This window comes from Nonomuraea sp. NPDC049421, assembly GCF_040677005.1.
GTDB lineage: Bacteria > Actinomycetota > Actinomycetes > Streptosporangiales > Streptosporangiaceae > Nonomuraea > Nonomuraea salmonea.
This window is the reverse complement of record NZ_JBFAQA010000017.1, coordinates 172,774-196,866: the sequence shown is the minus strand read 5'-3', so window position 1 is coordinate 196,866 and position 24,093 is coordinate 172,774. Positions and strand designations below refer to the sequence as shown.

Annotated in this window: 18 protein-coding genes; 9 read left to right on the top strand and 9 right to left on the bottom strand. The window is 72.6% G+C overall.

The annotated features are described in order from the left end of the window. Nucleotides 1–25: 25 nt before the first annotated feature. Nucleotides 26–520, bottom strand: coding sequence for a DUF3145 domain-containing protein (locus AB0K18_RS27890; protein WP_355413168.1), 495 nt, complete (start codon nt 518–520; stop codon nt 26–28). Between the two features lie 174 nt (nt 521–694). Here AB0K18_RS27890 and AB0K18_RS27885 point away from each other — a divergent pair, with 174 nt between their 5' ends. From AB0K18_RS27885 to AB0K18_RS27870, 4 genes are all read left to right on the top strand, one after another. Further along, a complete protein-coding gene (locus AB0K18_RS27885; RefSeq protein ID WP_364919665.1) occupies nt 695–1,720 on the top strand; it encodes a S8/S53 family peptidase in 1,026 nt (341 codons plus the stop codon). Nucleotides 1,721–1,792: 72 nt separating this feature from the next. Beyond that, nucleotides 1,793–2,329, top strand: a complete 537-nt coding sequence (locus tag AB0K18_RS27880; protein WP_364919662.1) for a sigma-70 family RNA polymerase sigma factor — start codon at nt 1,793–1,795, stop codon at nt 2,327–2,329. Beyond that, a complete protein-coding gene (locus tag AB0K18_RS27875; protein WP_364919659.1) occupies nt 2,326–2,775 on the top strand; it encodes a hypothetical protein in 450 nt (149 codons plus the stop codon). The genes AB0K18_RS27880 and AB0K18_RS27875 overlap by 4 nt, the downstream gene beginning before the upstream one ends. Nucleotides 2,776–2,841: 66 nt before the next feature. Continuing rightward, a complete protein-coding gene (locus AB0K18_RS27870) occupies nt 2,842–5,364 on the top strand; it encodes a CHAT domain-containing tetratricopeptide repeat protein (RefSeq protein WP_364919657.1) in 2,523 nt (840 codons plus the stop codon). Between the two features lie 25 nt (nt 5,365–5,389). On the opposite strand, the gene AB0K18_RS27865 is transcribed toward AB0K18_RS27870, so the two are convergent. From AB0K18_RS27865 to AB0K18_RS27850, 4 genes are all read right to left on the bottom strand, one after another. After that, entirely contained in the window at nt 5,390–6,214 is an 825-nt protein-coding gene (locus AB0K18_RS27865) for a sulfurtransferase (RefSeq protein WP_364919654.1), read from the bottom strand. After that, on the bottom strand, nt 6,211–7,326 hold the full coding sequence (locus AB0K18_RS27860; protein WP_364919652.1) for a nucleotide pyrophosphatase/phosphodiesterase family protein: 1,116 nt from the start codon (nt 7,324–7,326) through the stop codon (nt 6,211–6,213). Before AB0K18_RS27860 ends, AB0K18_RS27865 begins: the two co-directional genes overlap by 4 nt. A 158-nt stretch (nt 7,327–7,484) precedes the next feature. Further along, nucleotides 7,485–8,075, bottom strand: coding sequence for a DUF5998 family protein (locus AB0K18_RS27855; protein WP_345387681.1), 591 nt, complete (start codon nt 8,073–8,075; stop codon nt 7,485–7,487). Nucleotides 8,076–8,220: 145 nt separating this feature from the next. Continuing rightward, a complete protein-coding gene (locus AB0K18_RS27850; protein ID WP_364919649.1) occupies nt 8,221–10,866 on the bottom strand; it encodes a GNAT family N-acetyltransferase in 2,646 nt (881 codons plus the stop codon). Nucleotides 10,867–11,048: 182 nt separating this feature from the next. Here AB0K18_RS27850 and AB0K18_RS27845 point away from each other — a divergent pair, with 182 nt between their 5' ends. Continuing rightward, the gene (locus AB0K18_RS27845; protein ID WP_364919646.1) at nt 11,049–11,942 is read left to right on the top strand and encodes a sugar kinase; all 894 of its coding nucleotides are present in this window, start codon (nt 11,049–11,051) and stop codon (nt 11,940–11,942) included. Between the two features lie 113 nt (nt 11,943–12,055). Here the strand turns inward: AB0K18_RS27845 and AB0K18_RS27840 are convergent, their stop codons facing one another. Both AB0K18_RS27840 and AB0K18_RS27835 read right to left on the bottom strand, forming a co-directional pair. Further along, nucleotides 12,056–14,170 (bottom strand): RecQ family ATP-dependent DNA helicase, encoded by a 2,115-nt coding sequence (locus AB0K18_RS27840; RefSeq protein WP_364919643.1) that lies wholly within the window; start codon nt 14,168–14,170, stop codon nt 12,056–12,058. A gap of 49 nt (nt 14,171–14,219) precedes the next feature. Continuing rightward, complete coding sequence (locus AB0K18_RS27835) at nt 14,220–15,044, bottom strand: TauD/TfdA family dioxygenase (RefSeq protein ID WP_364919641.1); 825 nt, start codon at nt 15,042–15,044, stop codon at nt 14,220–14,222. A 397-nt stretch (nt 15,045–15,441) separates the two neighbouring features. Here AB0K18_RS27835 and AB0K18_RS27830 point away from each other — a divergent pair, with 397 nt between their 5' ends. Both AB0K18_RS27830 and AB0K18_RS27825 read left to right on the top strand, forming a co-directional pair. Further along, the gene (locus AB0K18_RS27830; protein WP_364919637.1) at nt 15,442–17,943 is read left to right on the top strand and encodes a DNA topoisomerase IV subunit A; all 2,502 of its coding nucleotides are present in this window, start codon (nt 15,442–15,444) and stop codon (nt 17,941–17,943) included. A gap of 131 nt (nt 17,944–18,074) precedes the next feature. Beyond that, nucleotides 18,075–21,125, top strand: coding sequence for a glycoside hydrolase family 3 N-terminal domain-containing protein (locus AB0K18_RS27825; protein WP_364919636.1), 3,051 nt, complete (start codon nt 18,075–18,077; stop codon nt 21,123–21,125). Between the two features lie 305 nt (nt 21,126–21,430). Here AB0K18_RS27825 and AB0K18_RS27820 read toward each other — a convergent pair whose 3' ends face one another. Continuing rightward, the gene (locus tag AB0K18_RS27820) at nt 21,431–21,802 is read right to left on the bottom strand and encodes a VOC family protein (RefSeq protein WP_364919723.1); all 372 of its coding nucleotides are present in this window, start codon (nt 21,800–21,802) and stop codon (nt 21,431–21,433) included. A 34-nt stretch (nt 21,803–21,836) separates the two neighbouring features. Here AB0K18_RS27820 and AB0K18_RS27815 point away from each other — a divergent pair, with 34 nt between their 5' ends. Beyond that, on the top strand, nt 21,837–22,400 hold the full coding sequence (locus AB0K18_RS27815) for a thioredoxin family protein (RefSeq protein ID WP_364919633.1): 564 nt from the start codon (nt 21,837–21,839) through the stop codon (nt 22,398–22,400). 152 nt (nt 22,401–22,552) lie between these two features. Here the strand turns inward: AB0K18_RS27815 and AB0K18_RS27810 are convergent, their stop codons facing one another. After that, entirely contained in the window at nt 22,553–22,870 is a 318-nt protein-coding gene (locus AB0K18_RS27810; protein WP_364557301.1) for a hypothetical protein, read from the bottom strand. A 138-nt stretch (nt 22,871–23,008) separates the two neighbouring features. On the opposite strand from AB0K18_RS27810, the gene AB0K18_RS27805 reads away from it, so the two are divergent. Next, nucleotides 23,009–23,503, top strand: coding sequence for a carbonic anhydrase (locus tag AB0K18_RS27805; protein ID WP_364919630.1), 495 nt, complete (start codon nt 23,009–23,011; stop codon nt 23,501–23,503). Nucleotides 23,504–24,093 lie beyond the last annotated feature (590 nt).

Below are 24,093 nucleotides of genomic sequence, written 5' to 3'. Positions count from 1 at the left end.
CGCGGCCGGGTGCTCGCTTCCGGGGTCAGACGGCCGCGTGCAGCCACCTGACCGGGGCGCCGTCACCGGCGTACCGGAACGGCTCCAGCTCCTCGTCCCACGGCCGGCCCAGCATCTTGTCCAGCTCGTCCTCAAGCACGCACCGGCCCTGCGCGGCCATCATCATCGCGGAGCGCAGCCGGTCCTCAGGGATCATGATGTCGCCGTTGACGCCGATCACGGCCGTGAAGGGGCCGAGCGTCGGCGTGTAGGCATGGCGGGAGCCGTCGACACCGGGTGAGGCGTCCTCGGTGATCTCGAACCTGAGGCGCTGCCAGCCCATGAGGGAGGAGGCGATGGCCGCCGCGATGCCCGGCCGGCCCTCCCACTCCGCCTGGGCCCGCACGACGTTGGGCGCGGCGGGTTGCGGAGTCCACGTCAGGTCTACGGGCACGCCAAGGACACCCGCGACTGCCCATTCGATGTGAGGGCACAGCGCGGGCTGAGCCGAGTGGACGTAAAGGACGCCACGAGCAGACACCGGACCTCCCGTTCGGTACGAGGTGCGCCTTCCCCAACGGCCTCGTCCCGGGATGATCACAAGTGACTAGGGAGAGACTACCGTCGGTCGCTATCCGGCACCAGAGGGGGGCCATACCAAGTTGGTGCGCAAGTGGCGGGTGACAGGTCGTCTCCGCAGGAAACATACCCGCTCATGGAAATCCAATCAGTCGGGGAGGCGTTCGTCCGCCCGCGCCAGCTGCTGACCGACCGGACGGCGCTGTCGGCCGCGCGGCGCTGGACGCAGGCGGTCTCGGAGGCGGACGGCGTCTGCGTGCTCCATCTGGCCGACGGCGTAGATCCGTGCGAGCTGACCACCGAGTTGCGCGAGCAGGGCCTGCGGGCCTCTCCCAACCACGTCTTCCGCGGCCAGCCGCTGTTCTTCGGCGGCCCGGCCTCACGGCCTTTTCCCACGCCGCCGATCGGCGGCAGGACCCACAGATCCCGCTCCGACGTGGTCGTGGGCCTGCTCGACACCGGCGTGTCCAAGCACCCCTGGTGGTCGGGCAGCGAATGGTACGCCCGCCTCGGCCCCCAGGAGGCCGACGCCGTGGAGGGCGAGCAGGCAGGGCACGGCACGTTCATCGCGGGTCTGCTGACCCGCCGCGCCCCGGGCGTGTCGCTGCGCGTGGAGCGGGTGCTCGACGCCGACGGCGTGACCGACGAGGCGACCGTCGTCCGCGCCCTGCATCGCATGCGCGAACGTCCCCCGCACGTGCTGAACCTCTCCTTCGGCGGCCACACCTTCGACGACCGGCGGCCGCCCCTGCTGTCCGACGCCATCGGCGCGCTGGGCGCCACGTCCACGGGGACGGTGACCGTGGCGTGCGCCGGCAACACCGCGTCCGACCGGCCGTTCTGGCCCGCGGCGCTGCCCTTCGTGGTCGGCGTGGCGGCCGTGGACGCCTCCCAGCAGTGCCGCGCCCCCTACTCGGGCTACGGCACCTGGGTCGACGCCTGCGCCCGAGGCGACTGGCTGACCAGCAGCTATCTCGACGTGGGCGAGTTCGGCGGGTACGCGGCGTGGAGCGGCACGTCGTTCGCCACCGCGCTGGTGACCGGCGCCATCGCCGACGCGGCCAGGGACGAGCCCGCCAGGCAGTGGATAGACCGGCTGCTCGACTCCGAGGAGACGCCGCAAATTCAGGATCTGGGGGTCCTCTTCCCGGCGAGTCTGTAGAGTTTACGCTCAGTCCCCGGACCATCACAGGGAGGCATGATCGCCTCCCCTGGCCGGGCGGAAGGAGGCCGTATGCGTGATCTGCGTGATCCAGCGGAGCTGCTCACGGCCGCTGCCAAGGGCGACCGGGCGGCATGGGACGAGCTCGAAGCGAGGTTCGGGCCGCGCATGTGGGCGGTGGCCAGGGCCTGCGGCCTGAGCACCGTCGACGCGGCCGACGCGGTCCAGGGCGCCTGGCTCCGCCTGCTGCAACACCTCACCGACATCAGAGACCCGGCGAGCGTGGGCGGCTGGCTCGTGACGACGGTGCGCCGCGAGGCCCTGCTCATGCAGCGCAAGGACCCGCCCCTCGTCTCCGCCGCCGAGCCGGTCGGTGAGCCCGACCCGGCCGCCGCCGTCCTGGAGGCCGACGGGCGGCGCCGGCTCTGGCAGACGGTCTCCACGCTCGACGAACCCTGCCGCTCGATCCTCGAACTCGTCGCGAACGAGGCCGGCAACCAGCAGGTGGCATCGCGGCTCGGGCTGCCCGCCGGCAGCGTCGGCCCGACGAAGGCACGCTGCCTGGAGAAACTGCGCACTCTGCTCTCACTACAGGAGACAGCGCAATGATCAACGACGAATACTTCCTGGCGGCCCTCCGGCTGGGCGCCGGGAACGACCCGATCCCGGGTCACGTGTCCGCCGCCGCACGTGACGCCTACCGGCTTCGGGTGCCGATGGCGGTGACCGCGGCCGCCCACGCGGAGTCCGCCACGATCCGCAGCGTGCGCGAGGACGACAGCTCGCATCTGGTCAGGTTCATCGCCGCCGGCCTCACGTTCGACCTGGAAGTGACGGAGGGCGACGGGCTCATCGACGTCGCCGGCCACATCTCCCCCTATCCCGGCGAGGGCGCCCTCGTCGACGTGCGGTCCCCGCACCTGACGCTGACCAGGCGCATCGCCCCCACCGGCCACTTCGTCGCCACGGGGCTGCCGCCCGGCTGGCTGAGCGTGGTGTGCCACCGGCCGGGCCACGCACCCGTGCAGACCACGTGGGTGCGCATCCGCCCCTGACCCGCCAATGACCCGGCCGGGAGAGCCGCGCATTTCTCCCGGCCGTCTTCTCCTCCGAGGCCGGCCATGAGCGCATCATCGGACCCCCACGACCGCCATCCGGACCTCCATCCGCTCGTCAGAGCGGCCGAGGCCGCCATGATGCGTTCCCTGATCGACCCCGAGCACGCGCTGCGGGCCTCCCGTGCCGTCCGGGAGGCCGCGCGGCGCGACGGGTGCCGCGAGGCCGAGGCCGTCGCACTGCGCTCGATGGCGCTGGCCGCGCGGGAGCTGGGCGACCTCGAAGGCGCCGAGCATCACCTGCGGGCGGCCATCGCCATGACCGACATCCCGCCGGAGCGCGTCGCGCAGGCCAGACTGTCGCTGGTCACCGTACGCACCGAGCGCGGCCATCCGCTGCAGGCGCTGCGCGTGGCGGCCCTCGCCTGGGCCTACCTGTCGCCGCTCGACCAGGCCAAGCTCGACACGCAGCGCGCGGTGGCGCTGGCGCGGCTCGGCCGGCACCAGGAGGCCATCGCGTCCTGCGACCGCGCGCTGCGGGCGCTGGTGAAGGCGCCCGGCACGCTCGACGACCGCAGGTTCCTGGCCGGCGGGCTGCTCAACCGGGGGCTCATTCACTCCTGCCGGGGCGACTGGGACGCCGCCCTGCGCGACCTCACGGCCTGCCTGGGGATCGCCAAGCACGCCGGGCTGCGGCACCTGGAGCGGCTGTCGGCCGCCAACCTGCCGTTTCTCTCCGTACGCAGGGGCGATCTCGCCGCCGCCTTCAAGCACTACCACGAGGCCGAGGACACCCTGTTCGGCTACCCCGAGCGGCTGGCCACGATGCGGGCCGACTTCGCCGGCGCGCTGCTGGCCGCCCACCAGCCGGGCGAGGCCAGGGCGATGCTGAGCCTGGCCGTGCCCGACCTGGAGGCGTCGGGGGCGCGGGTCGCGCTGGCCGAGGCGCGGCTGAAACTGGCCCAGGTCGAGCTGCTCACCGGCGACCCCACCAGGGCCTGGCAGGTGGCCGAGCAGGCGGCGGCCGAGCTGGCGGAGCAGCAGCGCGTGTCGTGGCTGCCGCTGGCCAGGGAGGTCGTGCTGCGCTCGCGGCTGGCGCTCGGGCCCGTCACCCGCGAGCTGGTGGGCGAGCTGGTCGAGTGCGCCCGCGAGCTGGAGGAGTGCGACGAGCACGGCGCCGGTGCGGCGGCGCTGCGGCTGATCGCGGCCGAGGCGGCGCTCGCCGTGGACGACCGCGGCACGGCCATGGCGCAGCTCGCCCGGCTCACCCGCAACGCCGGCCCCCAGGAGCGGCGGCCGCCCGCGGGCACCCGGCTCACCCGCCTCGCCTCCGAGCCGCAGGCCCGGCAGCTCGCCCGTACGTCGCCGATCCCGGTGCCGGTGCGCCAGCACGCGCTCGCCCTCAGGTCGGCGCTGCAGGAGGACCTCGCGGGGGCCTTCGCCGCCGTACGCGACGGGCTGGCCGAGGTCAGCGGGTGCGTGGAGGGGCTGGAGGACCCGTCGCTGCGGGCCCACGCGGCGCGGGCGGGTGAGCGGCTGGCGGGGTTCGGGCTTGAGCTGGCCGTACGCGACGGGAGCGCGCGGGCCGTGTTCGAGTGGTCCGAGCGGTGGCGGGCCGTCGCCGCGCCCGCCCACGCGTGCGCGCTCGTGGACCCCGACCGGGTGCGGGCCGAGCTGGGGCGGGGCGCGCTGGTCGAATACGTGGCCGACCGCGACACGCTGCTCGCCGTCCTCATCACCGGTGAGCGCCTGCTGCTGCGGCGCATCGGTGACCTGCGGCAGGTCAGTGAGGCGATCCTGCGGCTGCGGTACGCGCTGCGCCGGCCCGCGCAGCGGCACGACGCCGAGGCGGCCGCCGTCGCGCTCGAAGAGCTGGTCCTGCGGCCCCTGGCTCCGGCGATCGGTGACCGGCCGCTGGTGGTGGTGCCGGTGGCCGGTCTGCACACGCTGCCCTGGGGTGCGCTGCCCGGCCTGCGCGAGCGGCCGGTGAGCGTGGCCGCCGGGGCGGCGGCCTGGCTGCGGGCCCGCGCGTCCGCCCGTCGTGCCGGCGTCCCGCCCACGCTGGTCGCCGCCGCCGGGCCCGCGCTTTCGCACGCGCACGCCGAGGTGGAGCACGTCGTACGCTGCCATCCCGGCGGGCGCTCGGCCCCCGGGCGGGTGGGGCCGGTGATGGAGGCGCTGGCCACGGCCGACGTCGTGCACCTGGCGGCGCACGGGGTGTTTCACTCGCGCAGCCCGCTGGTGTCCGGCATCACGCTGGAGGACGGGGCGCTCATGGCGTACGACCTGCTGGACCTGCCGCGTACGGCGGGGCTGGTGGTGCTGTCGGCGTGCAACTCGGGGATGTCGCGCACACCCATGGAAGGGGCGCCGCTCGGGCTGTCCGGGACGTTCCTGTCCAAGGGCACGTCGTGCGTGATCGCCGGCATGCTGCCGGTAGGCGACGAGTCGGCGCGGGCCCTGATGAGCGCCTTCCACGAGTTGCTCACCGCCGGACAGGCTCCCGACGCGGCGCTGGCCTGCGCGGCGGCCAAGACGGGCGAGCTGGGCTTCACCTGCTTCGGCGCCGGCGACCTGCCCGTCTACTGAGCCGCACGGCCCGGACGCTCGGTGGTCAGCCGGTGGCGATCGGGCGGGCGGGGTCGGTGACCCAGTCGGACCAGGAGCCGACGTAGAGCGCGGCGGGCAGGCCCGCCACCTCCAGGGCCAGCACCTCGTGTGCGGCCGTCACGCCCGAGCCGCAGTAGGCCCCCGTCTCGACGCCGTCGCCCACGCCCAGCGCGGCGAAGCGGGAGCGCAGGTCATCGGGGGCGAGGAAGCGGCCGTCTGGGGCGACGTTGCCGGTGGTGGGGGCGCTCACCGCGCCGGGGACGTGGCCGGCCACCGGGTCGACCGGCTCCACCTCGCCTCGGTAACGCTCGCCCGCGCGGGCGTCCAGCAGCACGCCGCGCCCGGCCAGCTCGCCCGCCTCGTCGGCCGACAGCACCGGCATGCCGCCGGGCCTCGCCGTGAAGTCGCCCTCGGCCGGGGCCGGCGCCTCCTTGGTGACCGGGAAGCCGGCCGCGAGCCAGGCGGGCAGTCCGCCGTCGAGGACGCGTACGTCCTGGTGGCCGAAGTAGCGCAGTGTCCACCAGGCGCGGGCGGCGACCGTGGCGGCGGCGTCGTCGTACACGACCACCGGGCGGCCGGCCGAGACGCCGAGCCTGCGCATCGCGCTCTGGAACGCCGCCGCGCCGGGCAGGGGGTGGCGCCCGCCGGTGCCGGGCGGTGCGGCGAGGTCGGTGTCGAGGTCGCAGTAGACGGCGCCCTCGATGTGGCCCTCGCGGTAGGACTCGAGGCCGGGCGGCCCGCCGAGCCGCCAGCGTACGTCGAGCACGGTGACCTCGCCCTGCCTGACGAGCTCCGCGAGCGCGGCCGGGGTGATGAGCGGGCTGGTCACGGGCGTACCTCCAGGAGCGGGACGTGCTGCTCCGCCGAGGTGAGCGAGCCGTGGTAACCGGTGAACGCCGCCTCGACGGGATGTCTGCTGGGAGCGGTGATGGCGAGGTCGGTGCGGGGGACGGCCACGACGTCGCCGATGCGGGCCAGCCACGGCTCGCGTACGCGGGGGCCGAACCAGCCCGACTCGACGGCCTCCTGCCGCGACACCACCCAGGCCCGCTCGCCCAGCGTCTCCCGCCAGGCGTCGAGCACCTGCGCGGCGGCCCCCGGCTGAGCATAGACGTGGCGTGCCCTGGCCTCGCCGCCCAGCATCGCCACCCCTTCGGTAAGCTCGGGGACGCTCTCCGCGTCGATCTTCTCGGTGGCGTTGATCATGCCGTGGTCGGCGGTGACGTAGAGGGCGGAGCCGGGCGGCAGGCCCTCGGCCAGGCGGCGGGCCATGTCGTCGACGATCTCCAGCTGGCGCAGCCACTCCTCGCCGCCCCAGCCCTGCAGGTGGCCCGCGGCGTCGAGGTCGCCGTAGTAGACGGTGACGTGGGACCGGCGGCGGGCCCGCAGCGCCTCGTGGACGCGGGCCACCCGGTCGTCCACGGTGGCGGCCGGGACGTAGCGGACGCCGCGGTAGACGGCCCTGGTCAGGCCGGTGCCCTCGAACTCGGCGGGGGCGACGTAGACGGGCTCTATGCCCGCGGCGGCGGCGCGTTCGTAGACGGTGGCCGCCGGTTGCCAGGTCTCGGGGTCGATCGGCGCGCCGCCGGGGAAGGTCCAGCGCAGGCAGTTGAGCATGGCGCCGGTGCCCGGCACGGCGAGCAGCAGGCCCACCATGCCGTGCTCGCCCGGGGTCAGGCCGGTGCCGAGCGAGGTCAGGCTGGTGACGGTGGTGGCGGGGAAGCCGGCGGTGAGCCGCTTGGAGGTGCGGTGTGCGGCCAGGAACGGGGCCCGCTCGGGGTGGGCGTCGAGCAGCTCGGCGCCGAGGCCGTCGACCAGGAACAGGCAGACGCGGTCGGCCGGGCCGAGGGCCAGCGGGTTGGGCTCGCGCATGCCGAGCGCGGCCAGCAGCGAACCCGGAAGGTCGGTCAGGGACGCGCCACCATATCCGGGCACCAGCATGCCCCTCAGTCTAGCCCCGCCCCGATCACTCACCCGGCGCCGGCGAACGCCTCGACAGCAGGCCGAAAGCGAACACGCATCAGGCTCCCGGCCTCACGGCTCAGCCGCAGGGTTCGCATGACAAGGGCCGGCTCAGGCGGGGCCGCCTGGTGAAGGGGTCAGGTGGTGGCGCGGGCGGTGGCTTCGGAGAGGGCCTTGGCGAAGGCGAGGACGTGGGTGACCGCCTCGGGGCCGTCGGCGGCCTCACTGACGCGCAGCGACAGGTCGTCGGCGGTGATGGCGCCGGTGTAGCCGTGGTCGGCCTCGCAGTTCTCGTCGCCGCACGTGGCCGGCTCGAGATCGACGTGGGAGATGGCGCCCCAGCCGATGGTGAGCGTCACCTCCGTGGGAGGGATGCCGGGCACGTAGGAGGCGGGGTCGGGCACGACGCGGGTGACGGCGACCGACTGGACGCGGCTCAGCCGAACCGCCTCGGTGGTGGTGGAGGCATGGGACGCCGAGACCCCCTCCACCGCGGGGTGCTCGTCGGTGTGGCAGACCAGCAGCCGCGTGCCCGTCAGCACCAGCACGGTGACGTGGCGGCGCACCTCCATCGCGGGATCGAAGGTCGCCTCGTGGTGGACCACGAACGCGGTCACGGCCTCCTTGCCCAGCGCGGATTCGACCGCATCGGTGACGAGGTCGGGGTAGTAGCCGCTGCGCTCGATCGCTTCGCGCAGGCCCGCGGCTGAGACTCGGGTTTCCCTCATGGGTCCATCCTGCCAGGGACGGGCAGTACACTCACCCGCCGGATATAACGCTCTATAACGTCTTATGCCGGGTCATCAGGGGGCACTCGGTCCCCTCCCTTCGCTCAAGGCTGACCGAGGGCCCCCGAGACGCCGGGCGGGCCGGTCAGGACAGCCGTCGCGGCCCCCCGTCGAGCCGCGGGCCCGCCGGGGTGCGCAGGGTGGCGCGGGCCCCGAGGATCATCACCGCCGACTCCCCCACGAGCACCTGGTCGAGGTCGAGCCTGGCCACCTCGGGCAGATCGTGAGCCAGGCGGCCGACGCGTACGAGCAGGTCCTCCAGGGCGTCGACCGCGACCGGCGGGTAGCCGTACTGGCCGAAGAGCAGGGGCGCCGCGCGTACGGACCTGATCAGGTCGGAGGCGTCCTCCGGGGTGAGCGGCGCGAGGAGGAAGCTCTGGTCGAGCAGGAGCCGCGCGGTCACCTCGCCCAGCCCGAACGACACCACGGGCCCGAACGCGGGATCCTCGACCACCCCGACGACGGTCGGCACCGCGGGCTGCGGCGCCATCCGCTGCACGGCCAGCTCCGTATGCTCGCCCAGCAACTCGGCGTAGGCGTGGCGGACCATGTCGGGGCCGGTCAGCCCGAGGCGTACGGTGCCGGCCCGGCGCGAGGCCGCCGGATCGGCCACCTTGACCACCACCGGCCAGCCCAGCCGCTCGGCGGCGGCCACGGCCTCGTCCGGCGAGCGGACGGTCTCGGCGGGCCACACGGTCAGCCCGTAGCAGGACAGCAGCTCGGCCGCGTCGACCTCGACGGGCGGCCCCTGCTGGGCGAACCCGCCGGGGGGGATGTCGGGCGCGGTGCCCGCCAGCGTCTCGCGGGCCAGCGTCTGGGCCCGGTGGGTGTCGATGCCGCTCAGCTCGGGCGGCGGCGGCACCGGCTGGGCGCGCCAGCGGGCGTAGCGGACGACGTGGGCGAGTGCGCGCACGGCCTCCTCGGGGGCGGCGTACGACGGGATGGACCCCCGCGCGGGCCCGTCACCGGGGACGCGCAGCGCGGGATGCATGCCGAGATGCCCCATGAACGTGGCGAGCACCGGCTTGCCGGAGTCCTGGGAGGCGCGCAGCAGCTCGGCGGCCACCTCGTCGGTCTCGCCCGGGATCGGCGGCATGTAGATGACGACGGCGGCGTCCACCTCGGGGGAGGCCAGCTCGCCCGCGAGCGCGGCGCCGTACTCGGCGGGCCCGGCGGCGGGGCCGAGGTTGACCGGCTTGCGGGGTTCGAGGCCGGCGGCCAGGCAGGCGTCGGCGGCGAGCAGGCCGAGCGCGTCGGAGTTGGTGACGAGCGCGGTGCGCGGCCCGCCGGGCAGCGGCTGGTAGGCCAGCAGCTGCCCCACGTCGAAGAGCTGGATGAGGTCGTCGACCCTGATCAGCCCCGCCTGCTCGAACAGCGAGCTGATCGCCGAGTCGGGCAGCCCCAGCTCGGCGGCCGAGTGGCCGGACGGGGTGCCGCCGCTCTTGACCACCACGACGGGCTTGCGGCGGGAGATGCGCCTGGCCAGCCGGGTGAACTTGCGCGGATTACCGAGCGACTCGAGGTAGAGCAGGATGACCTCGGTGGAGTCGTCCTCCTCCCAATATTGCAGGAGGTCGTTGCCCGAGACGTCGGCGCGGTTGCCGGCCGAGACGAACGTCGAGATGCCCATGCCGCGCTGGGCGACCCGCTGGAGCAGCGCGGTGCCGAGCGCGCCCGACTGGCTGAAGAAGCCCACGTTGCCGCGGCCCGGCACGGTGGCGGCGAGGGTGGCGTTGAGCTTGACGGCGGGGTCGGTGTTGGCGATGCCGAGGCAGTTGGGGCCGACGACGCGCAGGCCGTAGGAGCGGGCGATGCGGGCCAGCTCGTCCTGCCTGGCCCGGCCCTCGGCGCCGGTCTCGCCGAACCCCGACGACACCACGACCAGGCCGTGCACGCCCTTCTCCGCGCACTCCTTGACCACGTCGAGGACGCCTTCGGCGGGCACGGCGACCACGGCGAGGTCGACCTCGCCGTCGATGGCCGTGACGCTCGGGTAGGCCCGCACGCCCGCCACCGCCCGCACCTCGCGGTGCACGGGGTAGACGGGGCCGGTGAAGTCGGCGGCCAGCAGGTTGCGCAGCACGGTCTGGCCGACGCCGCCCGGCTCGCGCGATGCGCCGATCACCGCGACGGATCCGGGGGTGAGCAGCCGGGCGATCGAGCGGGACTCGGCGCGGTGCTCGCGGGCGGCGGTCACCTCGGCGGAGGTGTCGGTGGGGGTGAGGTCGAGCGTCATGCGGACGACGCCGTCCTCGAACTGGCTCTGCGCGGTGTAGCCGGCCTGGCGCAGCAGCCCGGTCATGCGCATGTTGGCGGGCAGCACGTCGGCGATGAAGCGTTCGATGCCGCGCTCGCGCGCGGTGGCCGCCAGGTGTTCGAGCAGTACGGAGGCCACGCCCCTGCCCTGGTGGGCGTCCTCGACGAGGAAGGCGACCTCGGCCTCGCCAGGGCCCGTGCGGTCGTAGCGGATGACGGCCACCATCTCGGTGCCGATGGTGGCGATCAGCGCGACGCGGTTGACGTAGTCGACGTTGGTGAAGCGTTCGACCTCACGGTCGGACAGCCGGGGGCGCGGCCCGAAGAACCGAAAATAGATCGACTCGTCGGACAGACGGGAGTAGAACGAACGGAGACGGTCGGCGTCGGCGGGCCTGATGGGGCGCACGTGCGCGGTGCCGCCGTCGGCAAGGACGACATCGGCCTCCCAATGGGCCGGATATTGTGCCTCCACACAATTGAGCGTAAACCCGCATCCCACATGCCAAGACGCTGGGGCCCTGTTGGGCAACGCTTGTGCATCGACTCCTGCCCGGTGTCAGGGGTACGCCCCACGAGCAGCTCGGAAGCTGTTAGTTTTGCGGTGGCGTTTTGCCGTGGCCAGGCTCGATCTGAAGGCAGCAAGGTGGTGACATCATGACGCGGGTCGTCGTGGTGGGCGATCTCATGACCGACGCGGTGGCGCGCGCCCGTTATGCGCTCGCCAGGGCGAGCGACACCCCGGCGATCGTGACGATGCACGGCGGCGGCTCGGGTGCGAACATCTCGTCCTGGCTGGCCGTCGAGGGCGGCGAGGTGGCCTTCATCGGCCGCAGGGGCGCCGACATCACGGGGCGTAACCGCGACATGGAGCTGATGGGCTACGGCGTCGACGCCCGGCTCGTCATGGACCCCGAGCGGCCCACCGGCACGTGCGTGGTGCTGGTCACGCACAAGGGTGAGCGCACGATGCTCTCCGACCCCGGCGCCAACGCCGCGCTGTCCCCGGAGGACCTCCCGCGCGACCTCTTCGTCCAGGGCTCCCACCTGCATCTGTCGGGTTACACGCTGATCAACGAGGGCTCGCGCGACGCCGGGCTCGCGGCGCTCGACATGGCCAGGCACACCGGCATGTCGATCTCCGTCGACTGCGCGTCGTCGGCGCCTCTCGAGCGTACGGGCGCCGAGCCGTTCCTCGAGTGGACCAACGGCGCGAAGCTGCTGTTCGCCAACATCGACCAGGCCAAGGTGCTGACCGGCCGCGACGACGCCGAGGCCGCGGCCAAGGTGCTCACGGCGTGGTTCCCGCAGGTCGTGATCAAGATGGGCGCCGAGGGCGCGCTGTGGTTCAGCAACGGGCGCCCCGACCCCGTGCGGGTGGCCGCCGAGCCGGTCGACAAGATCGTCGATGGCACGGGGGCCGGTGACGCGTTCTGTGCCGGGTTCCTGCCGCCATGGCTGGAGGGCAAGCCCCCGGCCGAGGCGCTGACCTCCGGCTGCCGGCTGGCGTCGAAGGCGATCATGCACCTCGGCGCCCGCCCGCCGTTCTAGACTCAGACCTCCTCAGCCGGTCACGGCGCCCGCGGCCGCCGCACTCTCTCAGCCGGTCACGACGCCGCGGCCGCCGCACTCCCTCAGCCGGTCACGACGCCCGCGGTACTTTCTCAGCTGGTCACGGCGAGCGCCAGCGGCAGCACGGCCGGCGCGCCCGCGTGGCGCACCTGCGCCGCCGCCAGCGTCATCGTCCAGCCGGTGTCGACGCGATCGTCGATCAGCAGCACCGGCCCGCCGCACTGCGCGATCGCGGCACCGAGGTCCTTCGGCATCGCGAGGGTGCCCCTGACGGCCTGCACCCGCTTGGCGCTGTTGAACTGCTTGCCCGGTGAGCCCGCGCGGTAGCCCAGCTCCCCCAGATAGTGCAGCCGCCCCACCTGCACCAGCCGCTCGGCGAACCCGCGCACCAGCTTGGGCCGGCTCGCCGACGGCACGTTGACCACCGCGACGGGCCGCTCCCGCCACTCCCACGCCGACAGCACCTTGATCACGGCGGCGAACATGTCGTCGGGCATCGGCCCGTCGTCGCCGGCGAACAGCTCGCGCAGCCGGTTGCCCCAGCCGATGTCGGTCAGCCGCCCGAGCGCCCTGCCCGGCTCGGCGCCCAGCTCGGGCTTGATGCGCCCGGACAGGTCGGACAGGCCGGTGGGCCACTGCCTGCGGGCGTCGATCTCGACGCCTGGCCTGCTCAGGCGCTCGCGGGCGGTCTCGACGGCCTGCGCGGCGATCTCGGGCGAGCGGTGCCTGCCGGTGCAGTTGTCGCAGCGGCCGCAGGGCGTGGCGGTGTCGTCGTCGAGGTGGCGGCGCAGGAACTGCTCGCGGCACTCGGTGGTGGTGAGGTAGGCCAGCATGGCCTCCTGCTCGGCGCGGCGCTCGGCGGCGATGCGGGCGTAGCGCTCGGTGTCGTATGCCCAGGGCTCGCCGGTGGCCGTCCAGCCGCCCTTGACCCGGCGTACGGCGCCTTCGACGTCGAGCACCTTGAGCATCATCTCCAGCCGGCCGCGGCTCAGGTCGACCGCGGTCTCCAGCGCCGGGGTGGACATGACGCCGCGCTCCTCCAGCGTCTGGAGCGTGGTGCGCACGACGGGCTCGGGCGGGAAGGCCAGCGAGGCGAAGTAGGCCCAGATGTCGCGGTCTTCGACGCCGGGCAGGAGGATGACCTCGGCCCGCTCGACCCCGCGCCCGGCCCTGCCGACCTGCTGGTAGTAGGCGACCGGCGACTGGGGCGCCCCGACGTGGATCACGAAGCCCAGGTCGGGCTTGTCGAAGCCCATGCCGAGCGCGCTGGTGGCGATGAGCGCCTTGATCTTGTTGCCGAGCAGCGCCTCCTCGGCGGCCAGCCGCTCGGCCGGCTCGGTCTGCCCGGAGTAGGCGGCCACTTCGAGGCCCTGCTCGCGCAGGTAGCCGGCGATCTCGTGGGCGGCGGCCACGGTGAGGGTGTAGACGATGCCGGAGCCGGGCAGCTCGCGCAGCGTCTGGGCGAGCCAGGCGAGGCGCTGCTCGGCGGTGGGCAGGCGGACGACGCCGAGGTGGAGGCTGTCGCGTTCGAGCGGGCCGCGCAGGACGAGCGTGTCGTCTCCCTCGGGACGCAGCTCGGGCGGCAGGCTCAGCTGCTCGGCGACGTCGCGGGTGACGCGGGCGTTGGCCGTGGCGGTGGTGGCCAGGACCGGGATGCCGGGCGGCAGCTGCGCGAACAGCGTGGACAGCCGGCGGTAGTCGGGCCGGAAGTCGTGACCCCAGTCGGAGATGCAGTGGGCCTCGTCGACCACGACCAGCCCGGCGCTCTCGGCCAGCTCGGGCAGGACGTTGTCGCGGAAGTCGGGGTTGTTGAGCCGCTCTGGGCTGACCAGCAGCACGTCGACCATGCCCTCGGCGACCTGGCCGTAGATCTCCTCCCACGCCTCGGGGTTGGCGGAGTTGATCGTGACGGCTCTGATGCCCGCGCGCTCGGCGGCGGCGATCTGGTTGCGCATGAGGGCGAGCAGCGGCGAGACGATGACCGTGGGGCCTTCGCCCATCTCGCGCAGCAGCGCGGTGGCCACGAAGTAGACGGCCGACTTGCCCCAGCCGGTGCGCTGCACGACGAGCACCCTGCGGCGGTCGAGCACCAGGGCCTGGATGGCGGACCACTGGTCGTCGCGGAGCCTGGCGTGCTCGCCGGCCAGCGCCTGCAGCCGCTCTTCGGCCTCTTCCCGCAGCATCGCGGCATCGGGGGCATCAATCATGCCTTCCTTGTTACCAGCTCCGGGCGACGAAATTCGCCGCTACCGCGACTCAGGCCGGGTCGGCGTGCTCGGGGAAGGCGTTGATGGTGACCCGGTGCATGCGGCGGCGCTCGGTGTAGTCGGCGACGGCGTAGTGCTGGGTGGGCCGGTTGTCCCAGAAGGCCAGCGTGCCGGGCCGCCAGCGCAGCCTGACCTGGAACTCGGGCGAGCGGATGTGGTCGATGAGGAGCGGCAGCAGCGCCTCGTTCTCCCTGTCGGTCAGCCCGGCGAGGCGGGTGGTGGACGCGCGGTTGACGAACAGCGCCTTCCGGCCGGTCTCGGCGTGCACGCGGACGACCGGGCGCTCCACGGGCGGCCACTTGGCCTGGATCTCGGCCAGGTCGAACGGATGCCCCTTGGCGATGGCCTTCTTCATGGACATCGTGATGTCGTGCACGGCGGTCAGCTCGTCGCACAGCCGCTGGATGGAGGGCGAGAGCGTCTCGTAGGCCAGGTACGTGTTCGCCCAGCACGTGTCGCCGCCCACGCTGGGCAGCTGCACGCAGCGCAGCAGCGAGCCCATGGGCGGCGTCGGCTCGAAGGTGTTGTCGCTGTGCCACTCGTCGCCGCCCTCCCCCTTGGGCGAGGTCTGGTCGAGGACGTGGATGGGGCTGGTGGCGTCCTTCTTGAAGGCGGGGTGGTTGAGCGTGCCGAAGTTCAGGGCGAACTGCAGGTGCTGCTCGTCGTCGATGGGCTGGTCGCGGAAGAACAGCACGAGGTGCTTGAGCCAGCCCGCCCGCAGGGCCGCGGCCTCTTCCTGTGACAGGGGCTTGCGCAGATCGACCCCGGTGACCTCGGCGCCGATGTGCTTGGTCACGGGATGGAACTCGATCATGACGCCCTCCGGAGACAGATGCGGATCCCTCGGATCGAACGTACGACCCAAGCAATTGCTTGGTCAAGCCATGCGTCTCGCTCGAACATGTCAGCGATAACTCGTACGGATCGAGTAGGATCTGAGCCTCGGCAGGATCCCTCCCAGGGCACCGGAAGCGTGAGCGACACCATGGATACGCCACAGAAGACCTGGCTCGTGCGATCATCTGCCATAGGCGAAGACGTCCCCACCCCTTCCGGTCGCGTGGCCGCGCCGGCTCGGGAGGGTCGCATCGCCGTCTCGCACGCCGATCTGACGCTTCTCCAGCGGGCTGACGGCTACCGTTAGAGCACAAGAACAGAAGGAGGATGCGCTTCCCCTCGGCGCGACGGCCGAGGCAGCCGCGCAGCATACGATGGCCCGACGCACGACAGCACCCCCGCCCGAGGACTTCGAGGAGCGGATCGTCGACATCGACGTCTCCTCCGAAATGCGCAGGAGCTATCTCGAGTACGCCTACTCGGTGATCTACCAGCGCGCGCTGCCCGACGCACGCGACGGGCTCAAGCCGGTCCAGCGGCGCATCCTCTACTCGATGAGCGAGATGGGCCTGCGGCCCGACCGCGGCCACGTCAAGTCCTCCCGCGTCGTCGGCGACGTCATGGGCAAGCTGCACCCCCACGGCGACGGCGCGATCTACGACGCCCTCGTCCGCCTGGCGCAGCCGTTCTCCATGCGCCTGCCGCTCGTCGACGGCCACGGCAACTTCGGCTCCCCCGACGACATGCCCGCCGCCATGCGTTACACCGAGGCCAGGCTGGCCCCGGCGGCGATGCTCATGGTCGAGTCGATCGACGAGGACACCGTCGACTTCAAGCCCAACTACGACGGCCAGGAGACCGAGCCGGTCGTCATGCCGTCGGCCTTCCCCAACCTGCTGGTCAACGGCACGAGTGGCATCGCGGTCGGCATGGCCACCAACATGGCGCCGCACAACCTCGTCGAGGTCGTGGCCGCCGCCCGCCACCTGATCAAGAAGCCCGACGCGACGCTCGACGAGCTGATGAGGTTCGTGCCGGGGCCCGACCTGCCGACGGGCGGGCAGATCATCGGGCTGCAGGGCGTGCGCGACGCCTACGAGACCGGGCGCGGCACGTTCCGCATGCGGGCCAAGTGCACGATCGAGCAGATCACGCCGCGGCGCAAGGGCATCGTCGTCACCGAGCTGCCGTACAACGTGGGTCCCGAGCGCGTGGTCGCCAAGATCAAAGAGCTCGTGACCAGCAAGAAGCTGCAGGGCATCGCCGACCTCAAAGACCTCACCGACCGCCACAAGGGCCTGCGGCTGGTCATCGAGATCAAGAACGGCTTCATCCCCGAGGCGGTCCTCGAGGAGCTCTACCGGCTCACGCCGATGGAGGAGACGTTCGGCATCAACAACGTCGCGCTGGTCGACGACGAGCCCCGCACGCTCGGGCTGCGCGAGCTGCTGCAGGTCTACGTCGACCACCGGCTCGAGGTCGTGCGCCGCCGCTCGGAGTTCCGCCGCCGCAAGCGCGAGGAGCGCCTGCACCTGGTCGACGGCCTCATCATCGCGCTGCTCAACATCGACGAGGTCATCCAGGTCATCCGGTCCAGCGACGACTCCGCCCAGGCGCGCACCCGCCTGATGGAGGTCTTCGACCTGACCGACACCCAGGCCGCCTACATCCTCGACACGCCGCTGCGCCGCCTGACCCGCTACGACAAGCTGGAGCTCGACCGGGAGAAGGAGACGCTGACCGACGAGATCGCGAAGCTGACCGAGATCCTCTCCTCCGACACCAAGCTGCGCCAGGTGGTCTCGGGCGAGCTGGCCGACGTCGCCAAGAAATACGGCACGCCGCGCCGCACGGTCCTGCTGGAGTCGCCGGGCGTCACCCGCACCCCTGTGGTGGAGCTGCAGGTGGCCGACGACCCGTGTCTCGCGCTGCTGTCCTCGACCGGCCTGCTGGCCCGCACCTCCGACGCCTCGCCGCTGCCCGGCGAGGGCGAACGGGCGGCCCACGACGTGCTGGTCAGCGTCGTACGCACGTCCGTACGCGGCGAGGTCGGCGTCGTCACCTCGCTGGGCCGGCTGATCCGGGTCCAGGTCGTCGACCTGCCCACGCTGCCGTCCACGGCCAACCCGCCGTCGCTGTCGGGCGGGCACCCGGTGTCCGAATACGTCTCGCTGGAGCCCGACGAGAAGGTGGTCGGCCTCGGCTCACTCGATCCCGAGGGCCCGGGCCTGGCGCTCGGCACCGCTCAGGGCGTGGTGAAACGGGTGGTGCCCGACTATCCCGCCAACCGCGACGACTTCGAAGTGATCACGCTGAAGGACGGCGACCGCGTGGTGGGCGCGGTCGAGCTGGTGTCGGAGTCCCACGACCTGGTGTTCATCTCCTCCGACGCCCAGTTGCTGCGCTACCCCGCCTCGCTCGTACGCCCGCAGGGCCGGCCCGCGGGCGGCATGGCCGGCATCAGGCTCGACGACGGCGCCAGGGTGATCTGGTTCGGCGTGGTCGATCCGCAGGTCCCCGCCCGGGTGGTCACCATCGCGGGCTCCTCCACGGCGCTGCCAGGCACCCAGGTGGGCGGCGGCAAGATGTCCGACTACGCCGAGTTCCCCGCCAAGGGCCGGGCCACCGGCGGCGTACGCGCCCAGCGCTTCCTCAAGGGCGAGGACGAACTCCTGCTGGCCTGGGCGGGCCCGGCGCCGGCCAAGGCGGTCTCTGCGGTGGGCAAGCCGGTGCCGCTGCCCGAGGAGCTGGGCCGCCGCGACGGCTCCGGCGTACGCCTGACCAACACGATCGGCGCCGTCGGCGGCGCGCTCGCCTCCACGCCCGACGCCCTGCCGAGCGGCAGCGGGGGCCAGGCGCCCGCCGAGGACGAGTAGCGGGCGAACGGGGGGCGCTCCCGCGTCCCCCGCGCCTGTCTCACTTCGGTCACCGCGATTCTGTTATGAAACACGTCCTGCCACCGATCCTCTGAGAGAGCGCTCTCTCTTCGTCCGGATCTGGAGGAAACGTGTCCCGACTCAAACCCCCGTTATGGGCGGCCCTCGTCCTCGCCGCCTCGCTCGTCGTCGCCCCCGCCCCCGCGCAGGCCGCCGAGCCGCTGACCGTCACCGACTTCGAGTCGGACGGCGTGCCCGCCGGCGTGTACGCCTGGGGCAACGACACCGCCTCGACCCCGGCCCTGACCGTCGAGCCCGGCGCCGACCGTCCCGACGCGCCCGCGACGAACCGGGTGCTCACCTCCGCCTTCACCATCAGCCAGTGGGGCGGCTGGTCCCACGACCTGCCCGCCACCGCGGACTGGTCGGCGTACGAGGGCTTCTCCTTCCACGTCAAGGGCACCGGCTCGGGACAGCGGGTCTTCTTCGAGCTCAAGGACGGCGGCGGCGGTCCCGGCACCGCCGAGCTGTTCGAGTCCTCCTTCACCGACGACGTCGCCGGCTGGCGCGAGGTGCGGGTGCCGTTCGCCGACTTCACCCGGCGTACCGACTACCAGCCGGGCGGCGCCCCCACCGACGGCGAGCTGGACCTCGTGGAGATCTGGGGCTACGCGATGCGCCTGCCCGTCGGGACGGGCACGTTCACCTGGGACGAGGTGCGCCTCTACGGCACCGCTCCCCCGCGCCCGGTCCGGCTGAGCGCCGACCGGCCCGTCCTGCCGGTGGACGAGAAGGGCAGCGCCGAACTGCGCGTCACCGTCACCACCGCCGACAGCGCACCTCTGCCCGCCGACCTGGCCGTGGACTACCGCACCGGTACGGGCACCGCCACCCCCGGCGCCGACTACATCCCCGTCCAGGGCACGCTGAGGTTCCCGGCCGGCACCGCGTCGGGCTCGGCCAAGACGATCACCGTCAGGACGCTGCGCGACCACCAGAACGAGGTGGCCGAGACCATCCCGATCGAGCTGTCAGGCGAGGGCGCCCGCCCGCCCGCCGAGCCGCCCGTCGTCGTCATCAACGCCCACGGCCTGCCCTACCTCGACGCCCGCAAGCCGGTCAAGCAGCGCGTCGCCGACCTGCTCGCCAGGATGACGCTGGAGGAGAAGGTCGGGCAGATGACGCAGGCCGAGCGCGGCGCCCTCGCCAAGCAGAGCGACATCGCGGCGTACCGGCTCGGCTCCCTGCTGTCCGGCGGCGGCTCGACGCCCCCGCAGAACACCCCGCAGGCGTGGGCCGACATGATCGACGCCTTCCAGCTGCAGACCCGGCAGACCCGCCTGCAGGTGCCGCTCATCTACGGCGTGGACGCCGTGCACGGCCACAACAACGTGGTCGGCGCGACGATCTTCCCGCACAACGCCGGGCTCGGCGCCGCCCGCGACCCGCGCCTGGCCGAGCAGGCCGCCGCGATCACCGCCAAGGAGGTCAAGGCCACCGGCATCCCCTGGAACTTCGCCCCCTGCCTGTGCGTCTCCCGCGACGACCGGTGGGGCCGCGCGTACGAGTCGTTCGGCGAGGACCCCGCGCTGGTCACCCGCATGGCCACCGTCGTCGACGGGCTGCAGGACCACGGCGTGCTGGCCACCGCCAAGCACTACGCCGGCGACGGCGGCACCGCGTTCGGCTCGTCCACGACCGGCGACTACACCATCGACCAGGGCGTCACCACGACGACCCGCAAGGAGCTGGCCGCGATCCACCTGGCACCGTTCAAGGAGGCGGTGCAGCGCGGCGTCGCCACCGTGATGCCGTCGTTCTCCAGCGTGGACTTCGGTGACGGGCCGCTGAAGATGCACGCCCACGACGAGCTGATCAACGGGACGCTCAAGGGCGAGCTCGGGTTCAAGGGGTTCGTGGTCAGCGACTGGCAGGCCATCGACCAGATCCCCGGCGACTATCCGTCCGACGTGCGCACCTCGGTCAACGCCGGGCTCGACATGATCATGGTGCCGTACGCCTACCCCGAGTTCACCGGCACGCTGAAGACCGAGGCCGAGGCCGGGCGGGTGCCCATGTCGCGGATCGACGACGCCGTCGCCAGGATCCTCACCCAGAAGTTCCGGCTCGGCCTGTTCGAACGCCCCTACGCCGACCGCTCTCACCTGCGCGACGTCGGCTCGCCCGCGCACCGCGCGGTCGCCCGCGAGGCCGCCGCGAAGTCGCAGGTGCTGCTGAAGAACGACGGCGGGCTGCTGCCGCTGCGCCGTAACGCGAAGGTGTACGTGGCCGGCTCCAACGCCGATGACATCGGCAACCAGAGCGGCGGCTGGACCATCACCTGGCAGGGCTCCTCAGGGCCCATCACGCCCGGCACGACCATCCTTGAGGCCGTCCGCTCGCGTGCCGCCTCCGTCACCTACTCCCGCGACGCCTCCGCGGACCTCGCCGGGCACGACGTGGGCGTGGTCGTCGTGGGCGAGACGCCGTACGCCGAGGGGCAGGGCGACGTCGGCCGCGCCGGCCGCACGCTCGACCTGTCGGCCGCCGACCGGGCCGCCGTGGACAAGGTGTGCGGGGCCATGAAGTGCGTCGTCCTCGTCGTGTCGGGCCGGCCGCTGCTGCTCGGCGACCTGTCCGGCGTCGAGGCGGTCGTCGCGTCGTGGCTGCCCGGCACCGAGGGCGACGGGGTCGCCGACCCGCTGTTCGGCGCGGTCCCTTACACGGGGCGGCTGCCGTTCACCTGGTTCAGGAGCGTCTCCCAGCTGCCGATCAACGTGGGTGACGCGTCGTACGATCCGCTGTTCCCGTACGGGTGGGGGCTGCGTACCGACCGGGCCCGCGACCGGCTCAAGGACGCCCGCGACCGGCTCGCGCGCGGAGACGTCGCGTCCAGGGCGGCCGCGCTGACGCTCTCTGCCACCCTGTCCGGCCGGAACTGGCACGCCGACGGCTCGGTCCGCGACCAGCGCAGGGTGCTGGACGGACTGGCGGTCGCCGCCGGCCTGCTCGACCGCTCGAAGGACGAGCCGTACGAGGTGGCCGACGCCGTGGTCTCGGTGGCCCGCGATCTGGCCCAGAAGTCCGGAAAACGCCCGGACCTCCAGGCACTGGCCGACCACGAGCTGGCGTCCGGCAACGTCCGCAAGGCAGTGGACCTGCTGACCCGAGCAACCCGCTGACCCTTCAGACCCCCGGCCGGGGGCCTGAAGCTCATGGCCTCTTGGCTCCGTGGAGACGTCGTCATCGGCCACGACCACGTCGAGGCCGGCGTCGAGCCCGGAGACGTCCAGCATCGTCACCAGGAGGTCGCGGGCCCTAGGCTGCCTCGCTCACTGCCCCTTCTTCTCCTTCATGGCGTCCTGACAGGATTCGGGGCTGACCTCGCGGAGTGCGGGGTCAGCCCCTCATCCGGGCCGGGAGCAGTCCCCTTCGCCCGGCCCGGGCTTCGATGCCGCGTGGTCGGTCGCGGCTCTGGGCGGTGTGGTCAGTCGTGGCAGAGGCAGAACGGGTGGCCTGCCGGGTCGAGGAAGACGCGGAAGGAGTCGTTCTCGCTGGGCTGGTGCTCGTGCTTGCGGGCGCCGAGCTTGAGCACCTGGCGCTCGGCCTCGTCCATGTCGGGCACCGTCACGTCGATGTGCATCTGCTGCGGGCGCTCGGCGCCGGGCCAGTCGGGCGGCTGGTGGTCGGGGGCGAGCTGGAAGGCCAGCCGTTCGGGCGAGCCGCCGTTCGTGACCACCACCCAGTCGTCCTCGACCGAGGTGATCGGCCAGCCCAGCAGCTGCGAGTAGAACTCCGCCAGTCCCTTGGGGTCCCGGCAATCGATGACGGTGGTTCGGAAAACGGCTATGCCGCCCATCCTGTCCAGCCTCTCCGTGACGACAATGGGTGTCATGGCTGCCAACTCGTTCATGGTTCCGCTCGGCACTCCCGCACCCGCCTTCGACCTGACCGCCATCGACGGCGGCAGCGTGTCGCTGGCTGACCTCGAGGGGTCGCCCGCCACCCTCGTGATCTTCCTGTCGAACCACTGCCCGTACGTACGGCGGATCGAGGACGGCCTCGCCGCCCTGGCCAAGGACTACGGCGCGAGTTTGTCGATCGTCGCCATCTGCAGCAACGACAGCGTGACCTACCCCGACGACGACCCGACACACCTCGCGGAGCAGGCGGCGCGGGCGGGATTCACGTTCCCGTACCTGCTGGACGACACCCAGGAGACGGCCAAGGCCTTCCGCGCGGCCTGCACGCCCGACTTCTTCCTGTACGACGGACGGCTCCGGCTGGCGTACCGGGGCGAGTTCGACGGGGCGCGGCCGGGGAACCACATGCCCGTGACCGGCGCGTCGCTGCGCGCGGCCATCGACGCGGTGCTGGCGGACGAGCCGGTGCCACAGGACCAGCGGCCGTCGATCGGCTGCGGCATCAAGTGGCGGCCGGGCAACGAGCCTGCCTGATCGCACGCGGAACGGCTGGCCCTCGCCCCATCCGGCCTGCCGGACCCGAGCGGCCCGCCCGACCCGAGCGGGCTGCCGGACCCACGCCTGGGCGGCGGCCTGCTCGGGGCCCGGACCAAGGCACAAGCCTGATCCGGGTGAGCCCCTCCCGATCAGGAAGTGGCGGCGGCGATCGCGGCGGGGAGGGCGAGGAGCAGGTCGTGGGGTTCCCCGCCCTGCCAGTGCCGGATCAGCGTGGTGCCCGCCTCCCCCGGATCGAACTCCTCGCACCCCAGGGGGCCGAAACAGCCGGCCTGGTCGAGCATGAGGATGAGGGGATCGTCGTCGGGCAGGGCGGCCGCGTACGCGGCGGCGTCGAGGAGCGCGAGCGCGCACCTGGCGTTTCGCCCCTCGTCCCTGGACTCCACGCGGTCGAGGCGACGCCGGGCTTGAGCACGGAGGTACTCGGCGAGCGATTCTGACCTACTCACGACAAACCTTCTTCGATCACGTACGTACGGCTACGACATCATCACTCAAGGTGAGGCTCTGTCGTGGGACGTTTGCCAACTACGGCCAGTCGGACCCCCGCGAACATGACTTTTGCGGGGTGGGGGATTATTTGATGCATGAGTGCGTTCGACGACCTGTATGCCGCCAACGCGACGTTCGCCAAGGAGTTCGGCACCTCCGACCTGACCGGCCGCGCGGCCCGCGGTCTGGCGGTGGTGACCTGCATGGACTCGCGCATCGACCCCCTCGGCCTGCTGGGGCTCAAACCCGGCGACGCCAAGATTCTGCGTAACGCGGGCGCCCGCGTGACGGATGACGTCCTTCGTACTTTGGTGCTGGCCGTTTACCTGCTCGGCGTGGAGCGGGTGCTCGTCATGGCGCACACGGACTGCGGCATGTCGAAGGTGAGGGACGACGACGTACACGACCTCACCGAGGCCCACGGGGTGGACACCCGGATGCTGGACTTCCACACCGTCCCCGACCAGGCCGCGGCCATGCGCCACGACCTCACCCGGATCCGCAGCACCCCGTTCCTGCCCTCGGGCATGCCGGTCGCAGGCGCCCTCTACGACGTCCACACCGGCCTGCTGTCCCCCTACCCGGACTGACGAGCACGCCGCCACCCTCTTACATACGACCGCCCACCCCTCGCTGCGGCACCGACCCGCCGCAGCGAGCCTCCTCATGCCCGACGCAACCCTCACCTCTCCGTCAGACCCGCTCAAGGGCTCTCAGACGGCCTCAGCACCCGAATGACACGCGGAGACGATCAAGGGGCCGTGAAGGGGCTTCTATGGGCCTAGAAAGCCGCACAGAGCCGCTGAGACCCCGCCAGCCCCTTCAGACCCCCCGTTCAACAAAGCGCGGTGGGGGCACGGCCGAGGCGCGGCGGGGACACAGCCGAGGGACACGGTCGAGGGACACGGTCGAGGGACACGGTCGAAGCGCGGTGAACGCGCCCTCGCAGGCAAGTGAGGCGAGCATGCAACGCCCTCTGACGCGCAAGCGAGGCGAGCAGCCCAGCGCGCCCCGCCACACGCAAGCCAGGCGGGCGGGGAACGCGCGCGCTAGCACGCAGGCAAGGCCGGCGGACCCCGCGCTCACTAGCGAGGCCAGCAGACCGCGCCTTGAGCCAGTGCGCCGCTCATCTACCTCGGGCCAGTACCGCCGCTCGCGCGTCTCGGGCCAGTGCGCCGCT

Excerpts from the sequence above, each read along its gene's own strand:
- AB0K18_RS27835 (WP_364919641.1), bottom strand. The coding sequence starts at position 15,044 with ATGATCGAGTTCCATCCCGTGACCAAGCACATCGGCGCCGAGGTCACC.
- AB0K18_RS27845 (WP_364919646.1), top strand. The coding sequence starts at position 11,049 with ATGACGCGGGTCGTCGTGGTGGGCGATCTCATGACCGACGCGGTGGCG.
- AB0K18_RS27830 (WP_364919637.1), top strand. The coding sequence starts at position 15,442 with ATGGCCCGACGCACGACAGCACCCCCGCCCGAGGACTTCGAGGAGCGG.
- AB0K18_RS27805 (WP_364919630.1), top strand. The coding sequence starts at position 23,009 with ATGAGTGCGTTCGACGACCTGTATGCCGCCAACGCGACGTTCGCCAAG.
- AB0K18_RS27820 (WP_364919723.1), bottom strand. The coding sequence starts at position 21,802 with ATGGGCGGCATAGCCGTTTTCCGAACCACCGTCATCGATTGCCGGGAC.
- AB0K18_RS27855 (WP_345387681.1), bottom strand. The coding sequence starts at position 8,075 with ATGAGGGAAACCCGAGTCTCAGCCGCGGGCCTGCGCGAAGCGATCGAG.
- AB0K18_RS27815 (WP_364919633.1), top strand. The coding sequence starts at position 21,837 with ATGGCTGCCAACTCGTTCATGGTTCCGCTCGGCACTCCCGCACCCGCC.
- AB0K18_RS27880 (WP_364919662.1), top strand. The coding sequence starts at position 1,793 with ATGCGTGATCTGCGTGATCCAGCGGAGCTGCTCACGGCCGCTGCCAAG.
- AB0K18_RS27860 (WP_364919652.1), bottom strand. The coding sequence starts at position 7,326 with ATGCTGGTGCCCGGATATGGTGGCGCGTCCCTGACCGACCTTCCGGGT.
- AB0K18_RS27885 (WP_364919665.1), top strand. The coding sequence starts at position 695 with ATGGAAATCCAATCAGTCGGGGAGGCGTTCGTCCGCCCGCGCCAGCTG.
- AB0K18_RS27840 (WP_364919643.1), bottom strand. The coding sequence starts at position 14,170 with ATGATTGATGCCCCCGATGCCGCGATGCTGCGGGAAGAGGCCGAAGAG.
- AB0K18_RS27875 (WP_364919659.1), top strand. The coding sequence starts at position 2,326 with ATGATCAACGACGAATACTTCCTGGCGGCCCTCCGGCTGGGCGCCGGG.
- AB0K18_RS27870 (WP_364919657.1), top strand. The coding sequence starts at position 2,842 with ATGAGCGCATCATCGGACCCCCACGACCGCCATCCGGACCTCCATCCG.